At 36.1% G+C, this 18,707-nt stretch carries 21 protein-coding genes; 10 read left to right on the top strand and 11 right to left on the bottom strand.

Going from position 1 to position 18,707, the window contains the following annotated elements; translation table 11 throughout:
• Positions 1 to 402: 402 nt before the first annotated feature.
• The 4 genes from D1839_RS15625 to D1839_RS15640 all read left to right on the top strand — a co-directional run bounded on the left by D1839_RS15625 (position 403) and on the right by D1839_RS15640 (position 3,152).
• Positions 403 to 1,131, top strand: coding sequence for an alpha/beta hydrolase (locus D1839_RS15625; protein ID WP_120378850.1), 729 nt, complete (start codon positions 403 to 405; stop codon positions 1,129 to 1,131).
• A gap of 131 nt (positions 1,132 to 1,262) precedes the next feature.
• The gene (locus D1839_RS15630) at positions 1,263 to 1,781 is read left to right on the top strand and encodes a YjcG family protein (protein WP_120378849.1); all 519 of its coding nucleotides are present in this window, start codon (positions 1,263 to 1,265) and stop codon (positions 1,779 to 1,781) included.
• Positions 1,781 to 2,215, top strand: a complete 435-nt coding sequence (locus D1839_RS15635) for a GNAT family N-acetyltransferase (protein ID WP_199689959.1) — start codon at positions 1,781 to 1,783, stop codon at positions 2,213 to 2,215. The genes D1839_RS15630 and D1839_RS15635 overlap by 1 nt, the downstream gene beginning before the upstream one ends.
• Positions 2,216 to 2,441: 226 nt before the next feature.
• On the top strand, positions 2,442 to 3,152 hold the full coding sequence (locus D1839_RS15640) for a DUF421 domain-containing protein (protein WP_199689958.1): 711 nt from the start codon (positions 2,442 to 2,444) through the stop codon (positions 3,150 to 3,152).
• A 48-nt stretch (positions 3,153 to 3,200) separates the two neighbouring features.
• On the opposite strand, the gene D1839_RS15645 is transcribed toward D1839_RS15640, so the two are convergent.
• The 3 genes from D1839_RS15645 to D1839_RS15655 all read right to left on the bottom strand — a co-directional run bounded on the left by D1839_RS15645 (position 3,201) and on the right by D1839_RS15655 (position 4,079).
• Positions 3,201 to 3,461 (bottom strand): hypothetical protein, encoded by a 261-nt coding sequence (locus D1839_RS15645; protein ID WP_120378847.1) that lies wholly within the window; start codon positions 3,459 to 3,461, stop codon positions 3,201 to 3,203.
• A 76-nt stretch (positions 3,462 to 3,537) separates the two neighbouring features.
• Entirely contained in the window at positions 3,538 to 3,741 is a 204-nt protein-coding gene (locus D1839_RS15650) for a hypothetical protein (protein ID WP_120378846.1), read from the bottom strand.
• Between the two features lie 89 nt (positions 3,742 to 3,830).
• Positions 3,831 to 4,079, bottom strand: a complete 249-nt coding sequence (locus D1839_RS15655) for a hypothetical protein (RefSeq protein WP_120378845.1) — start codon at positions 4,077 to 4,079, stop codon at positions 3,831 to 3,833.
• 227 nt (positions 4,080 to 4,306) lie between these two features.
• On the opposite strand from D1839_RS15655, the gene D1839_RS15660 reads away from it, so the two are divergent.
• A complete protein-coding gene (locus D1839_RS15660; RefSeq protein WP_120378844.1) occupies positions 4,307 to 4,765 on the top strand; it encodes a CotY/CotZ family spore coat protein in 459 nt (152 codons plus the stop codon).
• Between the two features lie 113 nt (positions 4,766 to 4,878).
• On the opposite strand, the gene D1839_RS15665 is transcribed toward D1839_RS15660, so the two are convergent.
• Together D1839_RS15665 and mgtE are read right to left on the bottom strand one after the other, a co-directional pair.
• Positions 4,879 to 5,340 carry a CotO family spore coat protein gene (locus D1839_RS15665; protein ID WP_120378843.1) on the bottom strand — a complete coding sequence of 154 codons (462 nt, stop codon included), beginning with the start codon at positions 5,338 to 5,340 and terminating at the stop codon, positions 4,879 to 4,881.
• A 666-nt stretch (positions 5,341 to 6,006) separates the two neighbouring features.
• The gene (gene mgtE, locus D1839_RS15670; protein ID WP_120378842.1) at positions 6,007 to 7,392 is read right to left on the bottom strand and encodes a magnesium transporter; all 1,386 of its coding nucleotides are present in this window, start codon (positions 7,390 to 7,392) and stop codon (positions 6,007 to 6,009) included.
• Between the two features lie 174 nt (positions 7,393 to 7,566).
• Here mgtE and prpE point away from each other — a divergent pair, with 174 nt between their 5' ends.
• Positions 7,567 to 8,313, top strand: a complete 747-nt coding sequence (gene prpE / locus D1839_RS15675; RefSeq protein WP_120378841.1) for a bis(5'-nucleosyl)-tetraphosphatase PrpE — start codon at positions 7,567 to 7,569, stop codon at positions 8,311 to 8,313.
• Here the strand turns inward: prpE and D1839_RS15680 are convergent.
• From D1839_RS15680 to D1839_RS15690, 3 genes are all read right to left on the bottom strand, one after another.
• Positions 8,291 to 9,172, bottom strand: a complete 882-nt coding sequence (locus D1839_RS15680; protein ID WP_120378840.1) for an RluA family pseudouridine synthase — start codon at positions 9,170 to 9,172, stop codon at positions 8,291 to 8,293. The genes prpE and D1839_RS15680 overlap by 23 nt on opposite strands.
• Positions 9,173 to 9,193: 21 nt before the next feature.
• Positions 9,194 to 9,997 carry an NAD kinase gene (locus D1839_RS15685; protein WP_120378839.1) on the bottom strand — a complete coding sequence of 268 codons (804 nt, stop codon included), beginning with the start codon at positions 9,995 to 9,997 and terminating at the stop codon, positions 9,194 to 9,196.
• A 386-nt stretch (positions 9,998 to 10,383) separates the two neighbouring features.
• Positions 10,384 to 10,992, bottom strand: a complete 609-nt coding sequence (locus D1839_RS15690) for a GTP pyrophosphokinase (RefSeq protein WP_120378838.1) — start codon at positions 10,990 to 10,992, stop codon at positions 10,384 to 10,386.
• Between the two features lie 165 nt (positions 10,993 to 11,157).
• Between D1839_RS15690 and D1839_RS15695 the strand changes: the two genes are divergently transcribed.
• The 4 genes from D1839_RS15695 (at position 11,158) to D1839_RS15710 (ending at position 14,219) form a co-directional block, all read left to right on the top strand.
• Entirely contained in the window at positions 11,158 to 11,724 is a 567-nt protein-coding gene (locus tag D1839_RS15695; RefSeq protein WP_120378837.1) for a CYTH domain-containing protein, read from the top strand.
• A 120-nt stretch (positions 11,725 to 11,844) separates the two neighbouring features.
• Complete coding sequence (locus D1839_RS15700) at positions 11,845 to 12,228, top strand: globin domain-containing protein (protein ID WP_120378836.1); 384 nt, start codon at positions 11,845 to 11,847, stop codon at positions 12,226 to 12,228.
• 17 nt (positions 12,229 to 12,245) lie between these two features.
• Positions 12,246 to 13,136, top strand: coding sequence for a ClpXP adapter SpxH family protein (locus D1839_RS15705; protein ID WP_120378835.1), 891 nt, complete (start codon positions 12,246 to 12,248; stop codon positions 13,134 to 13,136).
• Between the two features lie 903 nt (positions 13,137 to 14,039).
• Positions 14,040 to 14,219 carry a hypothetical protein gene (locus D1839_RS15710; RefSeq protein WP_120378834.1) on the top strand — a complete coding sequence of 60 codons (180 nt, stop codon included), beginning with the start codon at positions 14,040 to 14,042 and terminating at the stop codon, positions 14,217 to 14,219.
• A gap of 118 nt (positions 14,220 to 14,337) precedes the next feature.
• Here D1839_RS15710 and pepF read toward each other — a convergent pair whose 3' ends face one another.
• The 3 genes from pepF to mecA all read right to left on the bottom strand — a co-directional run bounded on the left by pepF (position 14,338) and on the right by mecA (position 18,702).
• Positions 14,338 to 16,146, bottom strand: a complete 1,809-nt coding sequence (gene pepF, locus D1839_RS15715; protein WP_120378833.1) for an oligoendopeptidase F — start codon at positions 16,144 to 16,146, stop codon at positions 14,338 to 14,340.
• Between the two features lie 113 nt (positions 16,147 to 16,259).
• On the bottom strand, positions 16,260 to 17,453 hold the full coding sequence (locus tag D1839_RS15720) for a competence protein CoiA (RefSeq protein ID WP_120378832.1): 1,194 nt from the start codon (positions 17,451 to 17,453) through the stop codon (positions 16,260 to 16,262).
• Positions 17,454 to 18,015: 562 nt separating this feature from the next.
• Complete coding sequence (gene mecA, locus D1839_RS15725) at positions 18,016 to 18,702, bottom strand: adaptor protein MecA (protein WP_120378831.1); 687 nt, start codon at positions 18,700 to 18,702, stop codon at positions 18,016 to 18,018.
• Positions 18,703 to 18,707: the final 5 nt, after the last annotated feature.

An 18,707-nucleotide genomic window follows, 5' to 3' on the forward strand; every position in this document is an offset into this window, starting at 1 on the left:
ATCTATGCCTCAAATGGATAATTAGCGCTTGACTTGAAGCATTACTTTTTATGCAACGCTAGTGTAATTTCCTAGACTAGAACAAAAGGTGGATAATTCCATTCATAGTAGTTAGACATGGAAAATAGCCTAAATCCTATAAGATTTTCGATAATGCAATAGGATTTTGTCCTCCGTCTTTATTATACCAAGTGAATCTCCCATCAGTGGATGTTTTCATTATCCCACACTGATCGATCGTTATTACCGTCATGGTATGAACTAAAGACCTGTTATCAAATAAAACAAAGGGCTGTTTTCCTCTACTTTGCCTTGGATTGCAGGACGAACTATTTACCAGACTTACAGCACCTTACCTACTGACAAAAACACAGCAAATAGATGAAGGAGTGGAAAAAACCTGTGGGAAGAAGAAAAGGTTCCATGATTGAAAAACAAGTTAAAAGTGCTTACTTACAAGAAAATATGACCTTAATGATTTATCAGCCAGAAGGTTTTTCTCCCTTGTATAAATATAATCTATGCATCATGCAAGATGGCAATGATTATTATCAGCTTGGCAGAATAGCTACTTTAAGCGACAGACTCCATGCTAGTCAAGAAATTTCTACTACCATCTTTGTTGGTATTCACTATAAGGATAAGTATGATCGCCGTGATAAATATCATCCAAGTGGTAAACAGAACGAAGCATATACGAAATTTTTGTGCCATGAAATCGTTCCCTTCCTGGATGAATTATTTCCAACGTATTATATGGGACAATCGAGAACTTTGTTGGGAGACTCCTTAGCTGGAACGTTTGCTCTGTTGACAGCAATTCGGTACCCAAACACATTTGGCAAAGTTATTATGCAATCTCCTTATGTGGATAATACTGTGTTAGAAGCGGTAAAGTCAGCGAGAGATATGGATCGAATTGATATATACCATACAATCGGGCTAGAAGAAACAGATGTAAACATGACAAATGGTGAAAGCATGGATTTTCTTACACCAAATCGCAAACTCCATCAATTATTAAAAAACACTGCCATTAGTTACGATTATTACGAATTAGAAAATGGCGAACATACTTGGAAATACTGGCAAAAAGATTTGCCACGAGCCTTAACTTCCATATTTCTGTAGTATTTTTCAGATAGTGCAAAATACTCTCTTATTTTAGTGTTATTTTTGTTATAATAAAAGTTAAGTTTAACTAGCTTTTTGGGGTTTGGAACATTGCATAATCATTGATTCTAACGAGGAGGTTTTATGAAATGAAATACGGCATTGTTATTTTTCCAACGAAAGAAATTCAAGATGAAGCAAACTCTTACCGAAAAAGGTACGATCCACACTACGCTTTAATTCCTCCGCATATTACATTGAAGGAAGCTTTTGAAGTAGAGGATCAACGTATTGAAAGTTTAATTACCGAGTTAAAGCGGATTGCCAATGAGACAGAGCCGTTTATGATTAATATCAATAAGGTAAGTACATTTGCTCCAATTACCAACACCGTTTATTTAAAAGTAGAGCCAAGACAAGAGCTTATTGATTTATATAAAAAAATGCATACTGGTAAATTTCCTGACAATCAGGAATACGCATTTGTTCCACATATTACCATTGCTCAAAAGCTACCCCAAGATGAATATTCCGATGTGTACAGTAGCTTAAGTATGAAAAAAATCCGCTTTGAAGACAAAATTGACCGTTTCCAATTAATGTATCAATTAGAAAATGGTTCTTGGACGGTTTATGAAACGTTTGTATTCGGGAAAGAGTACCTATAATGATAACCCGAGTAACTACAAAGGAAGAACTGGAACACGCCTATCATATTCGCACGATAGTCTTTATTCAAGAACAAAACGTTTCTCCTGAAGAAGAAATGGATGAATATGATGATGAGGCGATCCACTTTATTGCTTATGATGGCAAGACCCCCATTGGAGCTAGTCGTCTGCGATTTGTAGATGATTATGGCAAGTTAGAAAGAATTTGTGTACTACATGAATACCGCGGTAAATCAATTGGTAAACAATTGATTCAGGCGATGGAACAAGCTGTGCTTGAGCGTGGATACCAGAAAGCAAAGTTAAATGGGCAAACGCATGCGGAAAGTTTTTATCATCATTTAGGATATAAAACGGTTTCCGATGAGTTTCTAGATGCAGGAATACCGCACGTTACGATGATAAAACAGTTAGCTGCCCCGTCCAGATAACCAATCTATATTAAGCTTTACATTGAAACTCATACTATGATTTTCTTTGAACAAAAGTCCCCTGAATTATATTTTTGAGATTCATTGCTTTCATGGAATGTTTGCAGCACCTATGAGCCGGTATATAACAGGAGTTGGTTGAATTATAACCAACTCCTGTTTTTATGAATGATTTTCTCTTATTTGGTAAACCTAGAACTGATTGTGCTCCAAGGAGGTTATTTAATTGAATAATTACTTACAAATGCTTACAGATACCTTATTTGGATTTGTTGCTTTGTTTTTACTTACAAAAGTATTAGGGAAAACGCAAATCACCCAATTAACTCCATTTGATTTCATATCTGCATTAATCCTTGGAGAATTAGTTGGAAATGCGTTATTTGACAAAGAAGCGAGTGTTGTTGAGATTGGCTTTGTGATCGTACTTTGGGGAGGACTCCTTTATTTAACAGAAATTATTACGCAAAAATTCAAACGTACACGAGGCATATTGGAGGGTGGACCCGATTTTGTCATTTATCGCGGTAAACTAATAAGAGATGTAATGAAAAAGAATAATCTTGATATTAACCAATTGCATAGTTTATTGCGCGCAAAAGATGTATTTTCTTTAAAAGAGGTAGAATTTGCGTTCATGGAAACAAATGGAACTGTCTCTGTTATTCGAAGACCTCCATACCAAACCCCAAACAAACAAGATCTTCAAGTTTCTACAGATAAAGTATATTTAGCCACTACGCTAATTAATGATGGTGAAATTATTTATGATAATTTAAAAGAAAAAAACTTGACCGAAGAGTGGTTAATGGAGCAATTAGAAGCGCAGCAATATAAAAACGTAACTGATGTTTTTTACGCGGAATATAAAAAAGGAGAGGATTTATTTATTCTCCCTTTTGTAAACAGAAATCACCACAAATACGATGGGAAGTAATCAGCATTACTTTCCACCGTATTCAGTGAAAATACATAACACGCTTCCTCATACTTCTTTGCTAAACCGTTCTCCTTTTTTGTACTTGGAATAAAATCTAGACGCATTCAGTGCATCCTGTTGTTTTAGCCCGTACCGATCATATCCTGCTGTGTGGAAACGTTCATATTGTTTTGATAATTGCTGATGACGCTTATCAAGTACACTTTTAAATGGACGATGGACTGGTATCGTATCCTGTCGCTTTGTATTCATTCTTTGGTGATATTGCTGATATTGGTATTGCTTTATTGGCAATATATACCCCATTACCACCACTCCTTTATTTACTGTTAATCTGCCTTTCTATTAGTATATACCCTTTTTTAGAAAAGTCTATTCCTTTTTATTCTTCTAATTTAGTTCCAATTTTTTTCAAGACATTTTCGATTTGGACGATTTGTTTTAAAAAAGCGTCATTCCAAGCATCTATTTCCATCTCCAAATGTTCTGCTTTCTTATCTGGATATTGCAGCCACTTTTCATTTTTCTGAAGGTGCTTATCAATAATGTCCATGTTTTGTAACCATTTGGGTACAGATATACTCATATTTTGCTCCTCCAATATAACTCCCTTATAGCATATTTGGTGAAGATTCAAAGAGTATCTATTACTTAGCAAGTACTCTTAGCATTTATTTAAAACCAGGAAAATGGCGATCTGCGTCCATCTTCTCTATGTTCGCCATCAGCTTCTTTGTGCTCTTCTTCCTCAAAAAGTTCATCTTGCTCATGTCCTTCGTTTTCATGCTCATCTATAGGACGGCTTGAAAAGAATGGATCTCTCCTATACGGTGGACGCGGGGTCCGCTGTGGTTCAATATAGACATTATCTGCTTTAATTACAAGATCTTTCACATGAATAACCTGCTTTTTTCTTTCTGACATTTGTATGTCACTCCTCCTTATTATGGTCGTTATTAGTCTATGTTCCATTTTGAAATTAGTATAGTCATTCGCCCGTAATTTATTAGAAAACGATTAGCAAATAAATCCACTTCACACATCATAATTCTCTTCTTAGAATTAGTGGTGGTGCCCACACAATCCTTGTATTCATACATATTCTAGTAAAGACAAATGAGTCAATTACAAGTTGAAAGGAGAAATAATTCATGGGTTGTGGAAAAGATTTTGATACAGGAAATTGCGTATGTGATATTTTAAAGGAGATAGCTGAGGCACAAAATGATGTTATTGAAAATTGCTGTGATTCCAGTTGTGAACAATCAATTAATGATCTTCTAGGGGAAACAGATCAAGGAAATGGTCTTGATACCGTTCCTTTAATTTTGTACTGTAAAGGAAATTGTAAGCCATTTAAAGGTTTCGGGGCTCATCCAAATGATATCGGTGATATCGTTGCAAGCTTCTTCTTTAGAGTGAAAAAGGTAAAAGACGATTGCTGTGCAGTTCTAGAACTATTAAGAGACCCTCGCGACGATAAGGCGAACCCACATGATCCAGTAGAGCAAGATACTAAACCATTACGCGCTACAGGAATTTGTATAACAGTAGACCTAAACTGCTTCTGCCATGTAACTTGTCTACCAGCAATTAATGCATTGAACTAATTTCAAGATGAACACTGAGAGAATATTGTCTCAGTGTTCATCAATACAATGTGTAACTTTAGAAAGTAAAGCAGATACAAAAGTGGGACTAAACCAGTCCCACTACATCCAAATTAAAAACCTAAAAGCTTAATATGCTTAATATCATCTAAACTTACTTTTATGCTGGATGAACGATTTCCTACGCGAATAAATACATCGTTTTCTTCAGCTCCAGTGATGATACCACGATATGTTCGTTGCTCTGTTTTAATTTCACACTTTAATTTTGGAGCATAGCTGGGAGATTTAATAAAATAATCCACTTTTTCTTCAATGGACAAGTCTTTAAACTTTGGCTTTTCTCCAGCTTGCTCACTTTCTTTTGTTTCTTTCTCCACTTCCTCTTCTTGGTTCGTAAAATTTTTGTTAAACGATGGATGCCGCATTGCTTTTTTCTTCCCCCCGTCTGTAGTTGACTTTACACGTTGTTCCTTCTTTGGTGTCACATACATATGCTGCATAGGAGCATGCAGATCCCTTTCATTTGGTTGATGGATGAAAAGTAATGGTTTTTTGGCATACTTCTTCCCCATTCCTTCTTCCCCCTTTCCTTAACTCCATTATATGAAACTACCCACGGAAATGTGTTGTTCTCAAATATATGCCACAAATTTAAAAGTACAACAAATAGTATAAATCCTTCCTAGCCGTTCCCACAGAGGCACAACTAGAACTTAGAATCCCCAAAAGGAATTGCCCTTAAAAACCAATATTGAAATTGGATGCATTCATTTCCTTATCCCAACAAATGTAATAAAGCCTTTATATTCGACTTCGGAGGAGATTGGTGTTTGCAAAAGCGTACAAGATCCCGCCTCCTTTTATGCCGATCATTCTTTGGAAATAATAGCAAGACAAATCTTCCACAATGGACTTTGCTTCTCCTAGATAGCATACTTAACACAAAAAAAGAGACTGGACATAACTAAAATGGCTGATTAACACAACGATCCATAAATCGCAATGGTATATACGCAAGTTTTAGCGTAGTCAAATTAGGTAGACACCTACGGGAACAGCACGAACTGAAGATCCCACATGAAAGCGGTTTTTGCTTTCCGAGGAAGCTGAAAAGATCTGCGGAAAAAGAAAAATTTTGACATAGCGGTCATAAAACTTTTTTCATGCAAATAAGCCGACCATTATAAATGGTTCGGCTTTTGCTATAGTATTTTGCTTACGTCTCAGGGCTCTTTTCTCTAGGTTAAAAACCTCATGAAAAAAGTTGCTAAACTAAAATAAATTAAAATAGAAATTATGTCATTAATTGTAGTTATAAAAGGGCCTGACGCTACCGCTGGGTCAATTTTAATACGATCCATAAAAATAGGAACCAATGCACCGGCAAGTGTAGCTACGAATAAAGTTGCAGCAATGGAAATCCCGACTAGCAAGCCTAAATAAAAATTATGCTTCCAGACATAAATGACGAGCATAATAACAATACCGCAAATAATACCATTTATTAACCCTGTACTCGCTTCTCGTAATACAAGCTTCATCTCCCCTTGCTTGCCATAATCGCCGCTAGCTAAGCCACGAACTGCAACTGCTAATGCTTGGGTGCCTGAGTTCCCTGCCATTCCAGCGATTAGAGGTATAAAAATAGCTAACACAGCTACTTGATTTAACGTTTCTTCAAACCGACCAATTAAACTGGCAGTAAACATACCTAGAAATAACAAAATGATTAACCACGGTAAACGTTTTTTCACGGAAATTAATGCACTATCGTTAGGTCTTTCCACATCAGTTACCCCGGCAAGCTTGGAATAGTCATCGCTTGCTTCTTCTTCCATAACGTCCATAATATCGTCTACGGTGATAATTCCTAATAAATGGTCTTGAAAATCCACAACTGGTAACGCCAAGAAATCGTAGTCTCGCATCATTTGCGCGATTTCTTCCTGGTCTTTTCCTACAGATACAGCAACTACTTTCTCCATCATGATAGCTTCTATCCGTGTATCTTCTTGGGCTACAATTAAATCTCTTAACGATAGCACACCGACTAAGCGTTTATCTTCATCTAACACATATAAATAATAAATCGTTTCTGCATCAGGAGCTTGTTCCTTTAATTGTTGCATCGTTTGCTTTGCTGTGTTCGTTTTATAAGTCGCAATATATTCGGTGGTCATAATACTACCAGCAGTTTTTTCTTCATAATGCAATAATTGTTTTATTTCATCTGCTGCAGATGGATCCATAATGGTCAAAAAGCTAGCAATATGGTCTTTATCCATCTCATTCAGTATATCAACCGCATTATCCGCCGACATCTCTGCCAAAACCATGGAAGCAAATCGTGGGTCCATTTCGCTAATTAAATCACGAACCTGTTCCTCTTCATCTATACTCTCCATAATGTCGGCAACCTCTTCTGGAGATAAGTAGGTGTAGATTTGCAAACGGACGGATTTTTCCTGTTCGATGAAAAACATGGCCTGATCATAAGGGTGCATATCAAGGAATTCGTTGCGAAACCCTTCTATATTGTCCAGTTCCAAAGTCTGCTGTAGTTTCTCCCAATGCTGCTCATACTGCTCTTCATAATTTTTATCATAACGATGATTGGTTTCCATACGATCACTTCCTTCTACCCTATTCTCATACCTGTTTTGGAGTCGAATAAACCCTTTTACTTGGATGAATAACAGGGGTTTGTTTATAATATAGAACAGCTTATACCGTTTACGGAATGTTTTATTACGGACATATCATATCCAAAAACAGACAACAAATCAAGGAGTGTTTTGATGAAAATAGATGTAATTGGCGATGTTCACGGATGTTTAGAGGAATTAGAACAACTATTCTACAAACTACGGTACAAAAAAGAACAGGGGATTTTTATCCACCCAAACCAACGTATACCAGTGTTTGTGGGGGATATCACCGATAGAGGACCACATTCGTTAAAGGTGATCACGCTCGTATATCATATGGTTGTTACCCATGAAAGAGCACGTTATGTTCCTGGAAATCACTGTAATAAATTATATCGATATTTTTCAGGAAATAAGGTGCAATTACGTCACGGACTAGAAACGACAGTCGCTGAGTATAATCACTGCTCAGCAGAAATGCAATCTACCATACGTCACCAATTTATGACATTATATGAACAAGCTCCCCTGTACTTACATCTACCAAACTTAAACGCAATCATCGCCCACGCCGGCATAAAAGAAAGCTACATTGGAAGAATTGATAAGCGCGTAAAAACGTTTGTGTTATATGGAGATATAACTGGTGAATTCCATGCTGATGGTCGACCAATCCGCCGTGATTGGGCAAAGTTATATAAGGGAGATAATTGGATTATTTATGGACATACGCCTGTTTTAGAGCCGCGCTTTTTAAACAAAACAGTAAATATTGATACTGGTTGTGTGTTTGGAAATCAATTAACGGCATTTTGTCTGCCTGAAGAAAAAATAGTGGCTGTCCCTTCTAAACAGCCATTCGTTCCAGAAAATTTTACAACTTTTGAAGTGCCGTAACCATATCCATTGGTAAATCCGCCGAAAAACGCAATATCTGTTTAGTCATTGGATGTGGTATTGACAAGAAATAACAGTGTAATGCTTGACGTTGAATAATGTTGAGGGAACCTCCGTATAATGTGTCTCCGCACAGAGGATGTCCAATTCCTGAAAAATGAACGCGAATTTGATGTGTTCTGCCTGTCTCTAACTGAACATTAATAAAGGAATATGTTTCCAAGTCCCGTTCCACATCATAATGAGTAATTGCCCGTTTCCCATCAAACCGAATTTCTCGCTCAATGATGGAATCAGATTTTCTCCCAATTGGCGCATCAATCGTTCCTGATGGCTTACTCAAAGAACCTTCAACGATAGCCTGGTATTTTCGATTCACTTCACCAGCCTGTTGCAAAGCGGATAAAATAGAATGACTGTATCTGTGCTTGGCAACTAGCATCAATCCAGAAGTATCTTTGTCCAGCCTTGTAACAATATGAACCGTAGAGGTACTATGATGTTTGTCATAATGTGCCAGTAATCCATTGGCTATGGTACCTTTAGGATAGTGATAAGATGGAATAACTGCTATTCCTGAAGGTTTATTAATTACAATAATGTCGTCATCCTCATAAACAATGGAAAGGGGGATATTCTCTGGTACCATCAGGTTACCCCGCTTTTCTACCGGCAATTCAATTTTTACTTTATCTCCTGTTGCTAAAGCATAACGAACAGATTGTTCTATACCATTCACTAAAATCAATCCGCCATCAAATTTGATAGTTTTTAAAATCCTCCTTGAAAACCCCTGAACCTGACGGAGGTAATCGCGAAGCAACATTCCTTCATGCTGTTGTTCAATTTTCCATTCCATATCTTCGTCACTTTCCCGCCATTAGTTATTGTCATCTGCCACAAACGATTCACGCACACGTTTCCAAAACGGAAATTGTCGAAAACGAGCAAATCGTATGCGCTCTTCAGCTACACGACATTGGATCGATTTCACATTTGCATAGTTCGTTGTAAAATGGTCAATAGCAATTAAAAAGCTGCGATCTACTACAGGCTTCAATAAGCATGTGTGATGTTTTGGTAAAATGAGCGGTGAGCCTATTGTTCGAAACACCCGATTATTGATGGATGCCATTTCTGTCAATTGAATGGCATCAATAGAAGGGTGAATGATTCCTCCTCCTAGTGCTTTATTGTATGCGGTACTACCTGAAGGTGTAGAAATACATAACCCATCACCACGAAATGTTTCAAAATGCTCTCCTTTAATCTCTACATCAAAAACGACAGAGCCATCTGACGTCTTAATTGTAGCCTCGTTTAAAGCTAAAAACCGGTCCTCTATACCACCTGATTTTCCCCGAATGATTACTTCTAGTAACGGATATTCAACAATTTGAAATGGGGTTTTGGCAATTTCAATAATTAGTTTCTCTACTTCATCTGGAACCCAGTCAGCATAAAAACCGAGATGTCCAGTATGTATGCCGATAAATGCGGTTTCCTTTAAACGCTGTACATAGGTATGAAAAGCTTCTAAAAAAGTTCCATCTCCACCAACAGATATGACTAAGTCAGGCTCATTTTGATCATATTCCAATTGAAAATCTGTTAAATACTGCTTCATTGTCGCTTTTATTTGTTCGGAGCGCTCGTCTCCTTTTGATACAATAGCGAACCTCATCATTGCCTCCTCCTCTCATTTTTCAAGTAATAAAATGAATCTTCCATCAGTGGTGGTTTTCATTCATTCTCCACTGATGGTTAGTAGCCCTATGACCGAAATCTTACGAAATAGAGCATTTAGATGCATGCTGTTACCTCCAGCTTAGACTTGCTGCAGTACAATTATCCAACTCTCAAGTGGCAGTCTTACAGCACTTTATATACTGGATAAATAAAACGCTATTCAGTAAGACAAGCATTCCTACCTCAATAAATGCTCAAAGTAACATAACCATTAACAATGGAAACATGAAACAATAAAAGCGGTAATATATATTGCTACCATACCTTGCCTCGTTCTGTGAAAGAAAAAGCCATTCCTTGTTATAAAACTTAGGGAGGTCTCTACTTTCGATGAAACATTTTTTGAGCTTCTTGAACTTCATGTTTAATCTTTGACATTTCTTCATCCAATTGAAAAGCAGCTTCTGCTGCATTTTGCAACCGTACTTTAATATTTGCTGGTATACTACCTCTATACTTATAATTTAACGAATGCTCATTGGTCGCCCAAAAATTCATGGCTAGTGTTCGTATTTGAATTTCTGCTAACAATTTTTTCATGCCCGTTATTGTCTCTACCGGATACTCAATAATGAGATGGTAGGATCGATAACCACTTTCTTTTTTCTCGGACACATAATCTTTTTCTTCCATAATAGTTAAATCATTCCTAGCACGAATCATTTCTACAACGGTATAAATGTCATCTACAAATTGACAAACAACTCGTACACCAGCAATATCTTGAATTTCGCTTTCGATATTCTCTAACGAAATTTTACGATTCTCAGCTTTTTCAATGATACTAGGTACTGGTTTTACTCGACCAGTTATAAATTCTATCGGTGAATGTTCAGATTCATATTCGAATTGTTTACGTATTCCTTTTAATTTAATTTTTAATTCTTCAACAACTTGCGCATATGGCGCAAGTATGGACTGCCAGTTCACATTAAACACCGCCTATAGATTGGATCAAATTATAAGCAAAAAAATAGTTATAAGCCCCTATTATTGTACCATAAATTGTAGCGATAACTAATCTTTGCAAATTTACAACAGATTAGCGATAATCAATGATAGCACAACTGTAGTAAATTCTAGAGGAGGTCTAGCATGACCCAAGAAATAGAAATTGAATTTAAAAATTTACTAACTCCCAGTGAGTACAATAAATTATTAACTGATATCCCATTTCCAATCGAAGCGATAACTCAAACCAATTATTATTTTGAAACAAAGGAGCGTACTTTGCAAGATTTAGGGAGCGCGTTACGAATCAGGCAAAAAAACGGACGTTATCAACTAACTTTAAAACAGCCGCATAAGCTTGGTCTACTTGAGACACATGATCTGTTAACAGAAGCAGAAGCAAAATCTTGGATCCATGGGGAGATGGTTAAAAAGAAAGCAACTGCTAAACAGCTAAAACAGCTAGGTATAGATATCTATTCTCTAAAATGCCTTGGCAGTCTAACTACCGAACGCAGAGAATTGCAAATGGAAGATGTTCTTCTCGTTTTAGATTATAGTATGTATAATGGAAAAGCAGACTATGAGCTCGAACTAGAGGCTATATCGCAAAAATCGGGCATTGATTATTTCTATAAATTACTACACAAGTTTGGTATTCCTATACGCAACACACCTAATAAAATCGAACGATTCTTTACCAGTTTGTAGCCGTTTTTTTTAATAGAAGTTCTTAAATACCTCTCTTTATTTAGAGCTTGGATAATCAGATTATTTGCCCAGTAAGCCTTCCGTTGCTACAATATATAGAAACTGGTAAGGGGACTGCACATGAAGAACCAAACAAACTCTATTTTTGAAACAATTGGCGGGATACCTGCTGTTGAACGACTGGTTGAAGCTTTCTACGTAAGAGTTGGCAAACATCCTGATTTAATTCCTATATTTCCTGAAGATTTAACAGAAACAATCCATAAACAAAAATTGTTCCTCACGCAATTTTTTGGTGGACCGCCTTTATATGCAGAAGAACGAGGTCATCCAATGTTACGCAGGAGGCATTTACCTTTTAAAATTACTCCAGCACGTAAAGATGCGTGGCTTAATTGTATGGCACATGCACTCATCGAAGCAGAAATCGAAGAACCTTATCGTTCAGCTATATTTGAAAAACTAACCTTAACTGCAAACCACATGATGAACACGCCAGAATAGGAGAAAGGAGAATCGGTGTGAGTTGGGAATATTCCGGAGTAGATCCCTTGTATCAAAACACATCGGAAAAATATAGCTTTTTTGATTTTGTTCAAAAGCCCATTGAAATTTATGTTTTTATTGACCCACTCTGTCCGGAGTGCTGGGCACTTGAGCCGTTTTTAAAGAAACTTTCTACAGAATATGGTCGTTTCTTTACGATTCGTCCGATCATAAGCGGTCATTTAAACACGTTAAATCAAGATAATTTTGATCGTCCCAGAAACATCAGAGATTTTTGGGAAAAAACAGCAAAACGAACAGGAATGTGTTGTGATGGGGATTTGTGGGTGGAAAACCCTGTAACCAGCCCATGGATTGCTTCTTTAGCTATTAAAGCAGCTGAACTACAAGGGAAAAAAGCAGGAAAGATTTTTCTTCGTAAAATCCGCGAAAGTGCATTCTTATATAAACATAATATTTCTAAAGAATCCACACTTTTAGCTTGTGCGGAAGAAGCTCATTTAGACGTTAACGAATTCGCATCTGACTTATATTCCACATCGGCAAAAAAAGCATTTCAATCTGATGTTAAACTCACAAATGAAATGGAAGTTGATTATATTCCAACGATTGTTTTTTTTAACCAACTAACAGAAGAGCAAGGAATTAAAATTTCTGGTCTTTATCCATATGATATTTACGTGCGCGTACTAAGAGAAATATTGAAAAAGCAGCCAATTCCTTCGGAGAAACCAACGTTGGAAGATTTTCTTTCTTACCACAAAACCGTAAGCACCAAAGAAATAGCAGTCGTTTATGACTGGCCATCAACGAAAGCTGAGCGAGAATTGAAAAAACTGCAATTAAAGCAAAAGGTAAAACGTATCCCTATAAAACATGGCAGCTTCTGGGTGTATCAATCATAACAAACATTTCCTATTCTCAATACGTATAACAGAGAGTGAATAAGGTGAATTTTTCATCCATAGGTTTTCTTCTTTACCCACTTGGTGATTATTAGTACCGCTAAAGTATGGATTAGTGGTCTCTAAACAGAATGAAGCATTTAACTTGCAGTTAGGACATCCTCTCTCTCCCATGATAGAAGAGCAAGTCTTACTGCCAGTTACATCAGGATAAAACCAAACAAGTAAACTTGAAATCATCTAAAAATATTATGTAGATTTGCAATAATGATTCATGGAAATAATTGTTATACGGCTAGCTTATTCACTTCTGTAAATCCATATCGTCCAAAAGCCTTTTTAGGGCTTTTTTATTTTTTCACAAAAAAAAGAAGGATATGCGGGGCAGCGCATATCCTTCTTTTCTCTTTGTAATAACAAAGGGGGATGGGAGAAAGTTTCATGATCAAACAAAGGGGTTTTGTTTGTATCTAACTTACATTCTTAATATACCAAGTAATTTTAGGAGACGCAAGTGTTTTGTGCATCGTTTCACAAAAATGTCACGATTAAAACGCTTACTTGTCAACTTTACTATTTAGGATAGCTAAAAAAGGCATTTTGAACTAATAAAGACCATAAATAAAGTGAAATTTTTACCAGTCTGGGGGAATGGCAACTTATATTCCAGAAAAAAGAGTATAACCTAAAGTTTTTGAACATAAACATAACAGAACGTTTGTTTTCTCGTTAGATCTTTTACTAACTCCTCGGATGATATGACAGCTTTTACTATCAGTTACGTACTGGATAAATTTCCATCCATTAACATACGTTAGTTAAAATCATATGATAAGTAAATTTCTTAAGCGTAAACGAATATTGAAAGCAGATTATTAATAATTTATATATAGAGGTGATCAAATGAAACAGTTCATACAACCGATCCTTTTTTTAATTTTAACTGGCGTTGCTTTTATTTTAAACATTTTAGGCCTGATGCAAGTTATTCCACTTTATATTACATTGCCCTTATTATTTATTACTATCTATTTAACTATCTATTCTTTTGCTCATAGACGTACATATCGAGGTATGCGTTAAAAATATCAAGCTTACAGTTAATGAAATGGTTTGTAAAAAATAGGACAAATCGTTATTTTCTATTACCTACTCATTCCATTAACAAAAGCAAGGTGCTGAATTGCACCTTGCTTTCTATTTATTGAAGCAGTTCTTCCAATTGCTCTAACTTTTCAGCAAACACATCTAATGCATCTAAAACAGTTTGCTTGCTATTCATATCAACGCCTGCTTTCTTCAATACTTCAATTGGATAATCACTGCTTCCAGCTTTCAGGAAATCAATGTAACGCTCAACTGCTCCTTCATTTTCTGTTAAAATTTGCTGTGCTAAAGCAGTTGCAGCCGAATAGCCAGTTGCATACTGATACACATAATAATTGTAATAGAAGTGAGGAATTCGCGCCCACTCGAGGCCAATTTCTTCATCAGACACGACGTCATCACCGTAGTATTTTTTATTTAAGTCATAATAAATTTCTGTAAGTTTTTCTGCAGTCAAAGCTTCTCCTTGTTGTTGCTTTACATGGATCATATGCTCAAACTCAGCAAACATCGTTTGGCGGAATACTGTGCCTCTAAACCCTTCTAAGAAATGGTTTAACAAATATAGCTTTTGCTTTTCGTCACTAAGATTATTTAATAAATAGTCATTTAACAATGCTTCATTACATGTAGAAGCTACTTCAGCAACAAATATGGAATAATTTCCATAGCGATACGGTTGGTTATTTCTCGTATAGTAACTGTGTACAGAGTGCCCTAATTCGTGAGCTAATGTAAACATATCATTTACATTATCCTGCCAATTTAGCAGGATATACGGATTCGTTCCATATGTTCCAGAGGAATATGCCCCACTGCGCTTTCCTCTATTTTCTTCCACATCAATCCACCGATTGTCATATGCTTGTTTCACTATCTCCAAATAATCCTCACCTAAAGGCGCAAGTCCTTCTAGTACATACTGTTGCGCTTTTTCATAGGTTATCTCCATATTAGCATCTTGAACAAGCGGTGTGTAAATATCGTACATATGCAATTTATCTAACTCTAATACCTTTTTACGCAATTTAATATATCGATGAAGCAAAGGTAAGCGCTCATTGACAGCTTCGACTAAATTGTCGTAAACTTTTTCCGGAATATTATTATCATCAAGAGCAGCTTGTCTAGCAGAATCATAATTTCGGACTTTGGCAATGAAATTGTCCTTTTTAATATTTCCACTTAACGTAGACGCAAAGGTGTTTTTAAACTTACCATACGTTTCATACATCGCCTGAAAAGCTGCCTTACGTACTGAACGATCTTGTGATTCCATAAATCGAATATATCTGCCATGTGTAACATCCACATCTTCACCATTTTCATCTTTAATAGACGGAAAAGTTAGATCGGCATTATTTAGCATACCGAATGTCTGTGAGGCAACTCCTAAAGGCTCTGAAGCTTCCGCTAGGATCGCTTCTTCCCGCTTATTTAAAATATGTGGTCTTTGACGGGTAATTTCATCCAATGTTTTTTTATAGTCTTGCAACCCTTTTTCATCTTGTAAAAACTGTTTCAATGTTGATTCATCAATCTCCAAAATCTCAGGAACGATATAGCTCATTTTACTGGACGCAACTGTAAGTACGTTTTCAGCTTGTGCGTTTAGTCGCTGATAAAAAGAGTTTGTTGTATCCTGATCATAGCGCATATGCGAATATGTAAACAGCTTGCCCAACCGCTCTGATAATTGATCCTGAAGCTTTAGCACATCATATAAATTTTTCGCAGAAGCACCTAGTTTGCCTTGAAAAACCTCCATTTCAGGGATAGCTTTTTGCAAAGCTGCCAATTCTTTTTCCCATGCTTCGTCTGTTTCAAAAATATCCTCCAATCTCCATGTTAATTCAACCGGGATTTCCTCTCTTTTAGGTAACTGTTTACTTGCTTTTACCACTTAAATACCTCCTTATTGTTCTTTACTAGGATACCTCTTTCAGCACCCTCTATAAAGAAATTCGCTTTCCTAATGAATTACTTTTATAATCATTTGTTATTTAGTATAGCTTATTATCTACAAAACATGCCTTTATTTTGCTTTTTCAAAGTATGGAGAAGTCGTTTATCTGCCGCAACAGCCTCATCGATTGTTGTTGGAAAATAGATGGTGGCTTGTTTTACAAATGTAGTTTTGGATAGTTGTCTAAATATACCAAGCTGGTGAAGGATGGACATATATTCTTCTAATGGGTTGTACGTATTGGAAATTAAAGGAAGGTCTTCATTTAAGCTGCTATTTTTATCTATCATTGATGTCTCTGGTTCGATATTGATAGCTCGCCCAATTTTACACCATACTAATTGTTCAATCACCCATTGACTTTGCCATTTCCAAAGAGGGGTTTGCATGATAATTTGCGATCGAAGCGGTAAATAAATGATCGGAGGCAGAGTTTGGAGATATAGGTTTTTACTATAAAGCCACCTATGCCATTGAAGTTCCAGATTAGAAAGTCTATTTCGTGGCTTTGTTCGAAAGACTAACTTTTCTTTATTCCATAACGTATATAATTTCTCTCTGGTAAATCGTGTATCGTGAAATAATTCTAAAAATGTTACTTGCCTAAGAGGATGAGTGGTTAAGTTTCCGAGCGCCGTTTGTTTCGTTACCATATATAAATCTTGCACAATAATGATATGTTTTGTGGATGGACAAAGAAAGAAAATGCGAGGAGATATATTTAAGGAGAATTGATGAATAAAAAATCGAATAAATGTATTGACCCGCAGTTTATTCGTACTGCTTCGTTGCAAATGCTTTGCTCCTAAAACCCAAAGCGGTGAAATACCGATAGAACGGTATCCTTCTGTTCGAGCTTTTAAAACTTCTGGAGAAGTAGTTGCACATTGATACTCAATAGCTATTCGCTTTTTTCCAATGTTAAGCAGAATATCTGGACGTTGCTTAATTTCTTTTATATACGGTTCTAATTGAACAGCTAACTTCTGTTCCGACAGCCATCTAAAAAGCAACATCTTCCCTTGTTCATGATATACGCCTTCACCTCCTTCAAAAGAACGGCATTCTTTTATTGAACGATGGGCAAAATGAGGAATGACCTTTTTACCAGCACGTATATATACCGCCCCTTTACAAACAGGACAATGAAAATCTTGCCCGCTTTTCTTTATATCTACTATTTCTCGAAATGATTTTGTAAACAAAATTACTTTGTTCCCATACTGATCTATGGCTTGCAGCATGAAAACCCTCCCTTATACTGATAATTTTATTAAGCTGAAAACATGATCCCCCTGTTGGTTTAACGTCATTACATTTTCGCAAATGATAGACTTAGGATAAGATTCATATTTTCTTTTCTCCAACGAAGCAAGAGTTTGTATCTAGCGTAACATTTCATCAAGGTATACTGTTCACTTTGAAACTAAGATAATTCCCAAATTATTAATTCTAGTTAAAAACGAATGTTAGACCAACAGCGCCTTTCCTTGTCCTAGCAAACTGAATAATCCGTATTTTATAGTTTTTATTTAAAAAATATCAGTCATGTAGACGCTGTGCTAAGGTATCAAAATTATATTCTGTCATTCCCTATCTTATTCTACTCTAGAAAGCAAAATCATATTGATCAAAAGACAAATAGAGATAATTTATGGAGGTATGAAAAAACTGAAAATTCAGATCATAATAGCATTGAATTATGAAAGAAGTCAACAATGAAGGGAATTGGAATGTATTAAATGTACTCTAGGGATATGGAGGGGGCATGGAAGAATTAAATATATAGGCACCCATACTGAGTGCCTATATATTTGCTGGGAAATGTGATCTAACTTCTGAAAACGTGTTACGATCAAAGATTATTTTCCCGTATTCGGATAATACGTGAATGGTAATGTCTGCATCGTTACCAAACTCAAAAACCTTACTAATCATATTCTCTTGTTCTTCTTCTTCTAAATCCTCTTCTGAGAATTCCATATATAAATAATAGGTCTCGTCGTAATGGTACAATGTTTCTGTTGTTCCAACATCGTTATTAGTAAAGTAATGGCTTAACTGTATCACATCTTCAAAGTCTTTGAAGCTAGCAATAATCCAAAGATTTTCGTCATTATCTGGCTCACTAACTTCTTCATCATCTTCTTTGCCAAACTTGTCTTCTAACATATTTTCAATTTTCTTGTCTACAGGGAAATCTACCGTATTTCCATCATCTGTTTGTAATTCAATGCTGTCACCATTTTTAGAAATTTGCGCCTTTGTTACAATTATTTCCAGACCTTTCTCTAAAGCTTGAACTTGAATCCATAAAGGTCCATCGACGTTGAAATCCTCTTTATAATTCACTTCATCCATCATTTGCCAGAATAACTGCTCACTTCGTTCTCGATTGTACCAAATCTCTTCACGCTCAAAACCCCGATCTTCAATATCCATATATGAAATGTAAAACTTAACTGTATTTTCATTTATTCTTTCAATTTCCATTTTTT

This window comes from Roseburia sp. 1XD42-34 (assembly GCF_009917385.1).
Taxonomy (GTDB): domain Bacteria; phylum Bacillota; class Bacilli; order Bacillales; family Amphibacillaceae; genus Virgibacillus.

Excerpts from the sequence above, each read along its gene's own strand:
- D1839_RS15695 (WP_120378837.1), top strand. The coding sequence starts at position 11,158 with ATGACCCAAGAAATAGAAATTGAATTTAAAAATTTACTAACTCCCAGT.
- prpE (WP_120378841.1), top strand. The coding sequence starts at position 7,567 with ATGAAAATAGATGTAATTGGCGATGTTCACGGATGTTTAGAGGAATTA.
- D1839_RS15655 (WP_120378845.1), bottom strand. The coding sequence starts at position 4,079 with ATGTCAGAAAGAAAAAAGCAGGTTATTCATGTGAAAGATCTTGTAATT.
- D1839_RS15700 (WP_120378836.1), top strand. The coding sequence starts at position 11,845 with ATGAAGAACCAAACAAACTCTATTTTTGAAACAATTGGCGGGATACCT.
- mgtE (WP_120378842.1), bottom strand. The coding sequence starts at position 7,392 with ATGGAAACCAATCATCGTTATGATAAAAATTATGAAGAGCAGTATGAG.
- D1839_RS15685 (WP_120378839.1), bottom strand. The coding sequence starts at position 9,997 with ATGAGGTTCGCTATTGTATCAAAAGGAGACGAGCGCTCCGAACAAATA.
- D1839_RS15660 (WP_120378844.1), top strand. The coding sequence starts at position 4,307 with ATGGGTTGTGGAAAAGATTTTGATACAGGAAATTGCGTATGTGATATT.
- D1839_RS15645 (WP_120378847.1), bottom strand. The coding sequence starts at position 3,461 with ATGGGGTATATATTGCCAATAAAGCAATACCAATATCAGCAATATCAC.
- D1839_RS15630 (WP_120378849.1), top strand. The coding sequence starts at position 1,263 with ATGAAATACGGCATTGTTATTTTTCCAACGAAAGAAATTCAAGATGAA.
- D1839_RS15720 (WP_120378832.1), bottom strand. The coding sequence starts at position 17,453 with ATGCTGCAAGCCATAGATCAGTATGGGAACAAAGTAATTTTGTTTACA.
- D1839_RS15680 (WP_120378840.1), bottom strand. The coding sequence starts at position 9,172 with ATGGAATGGAAAATTGAACAACAGCATGAAGGAATGTTGCTTCGCGAT.
- D1839_RS15665 (WP_120378843.1), bottom strand. The coding sequence starts at position 5,340 with ATGGGGAAGAAGTATGCCAAAAAACCATTACTTTTCATCCATCAACCA.
- D1839_RS15710 (WP_120378834.1), top strand. The coding sequence starts at position 14,040 with ATGAAACAGTTCATACAACCGATCCTTTTTTTAATTTTAACTGGCGTT.
- D1839_RS15650 (WP_120378846.1), bottom strand. The coding sequence starts at position 3,741 with ATGAGTATATCTGTACCCAAATGGTTACAAAACATGGACATTATTGAT.
- D1839_RS15635 (WP_199689959.1), top strand. The coding sequence starts at position 1,781 with ATGATAACCCGAGTAACTACAAAGGAAGAACTGGAACACGCCTATCAT.
- mecA (WP_120378831.1), bottom strand. The coding sequence starts at position 18,702 with ATGGAAATTGAAAGAATAAATGAAAATACAGTTAAGTTTTACATTTCA.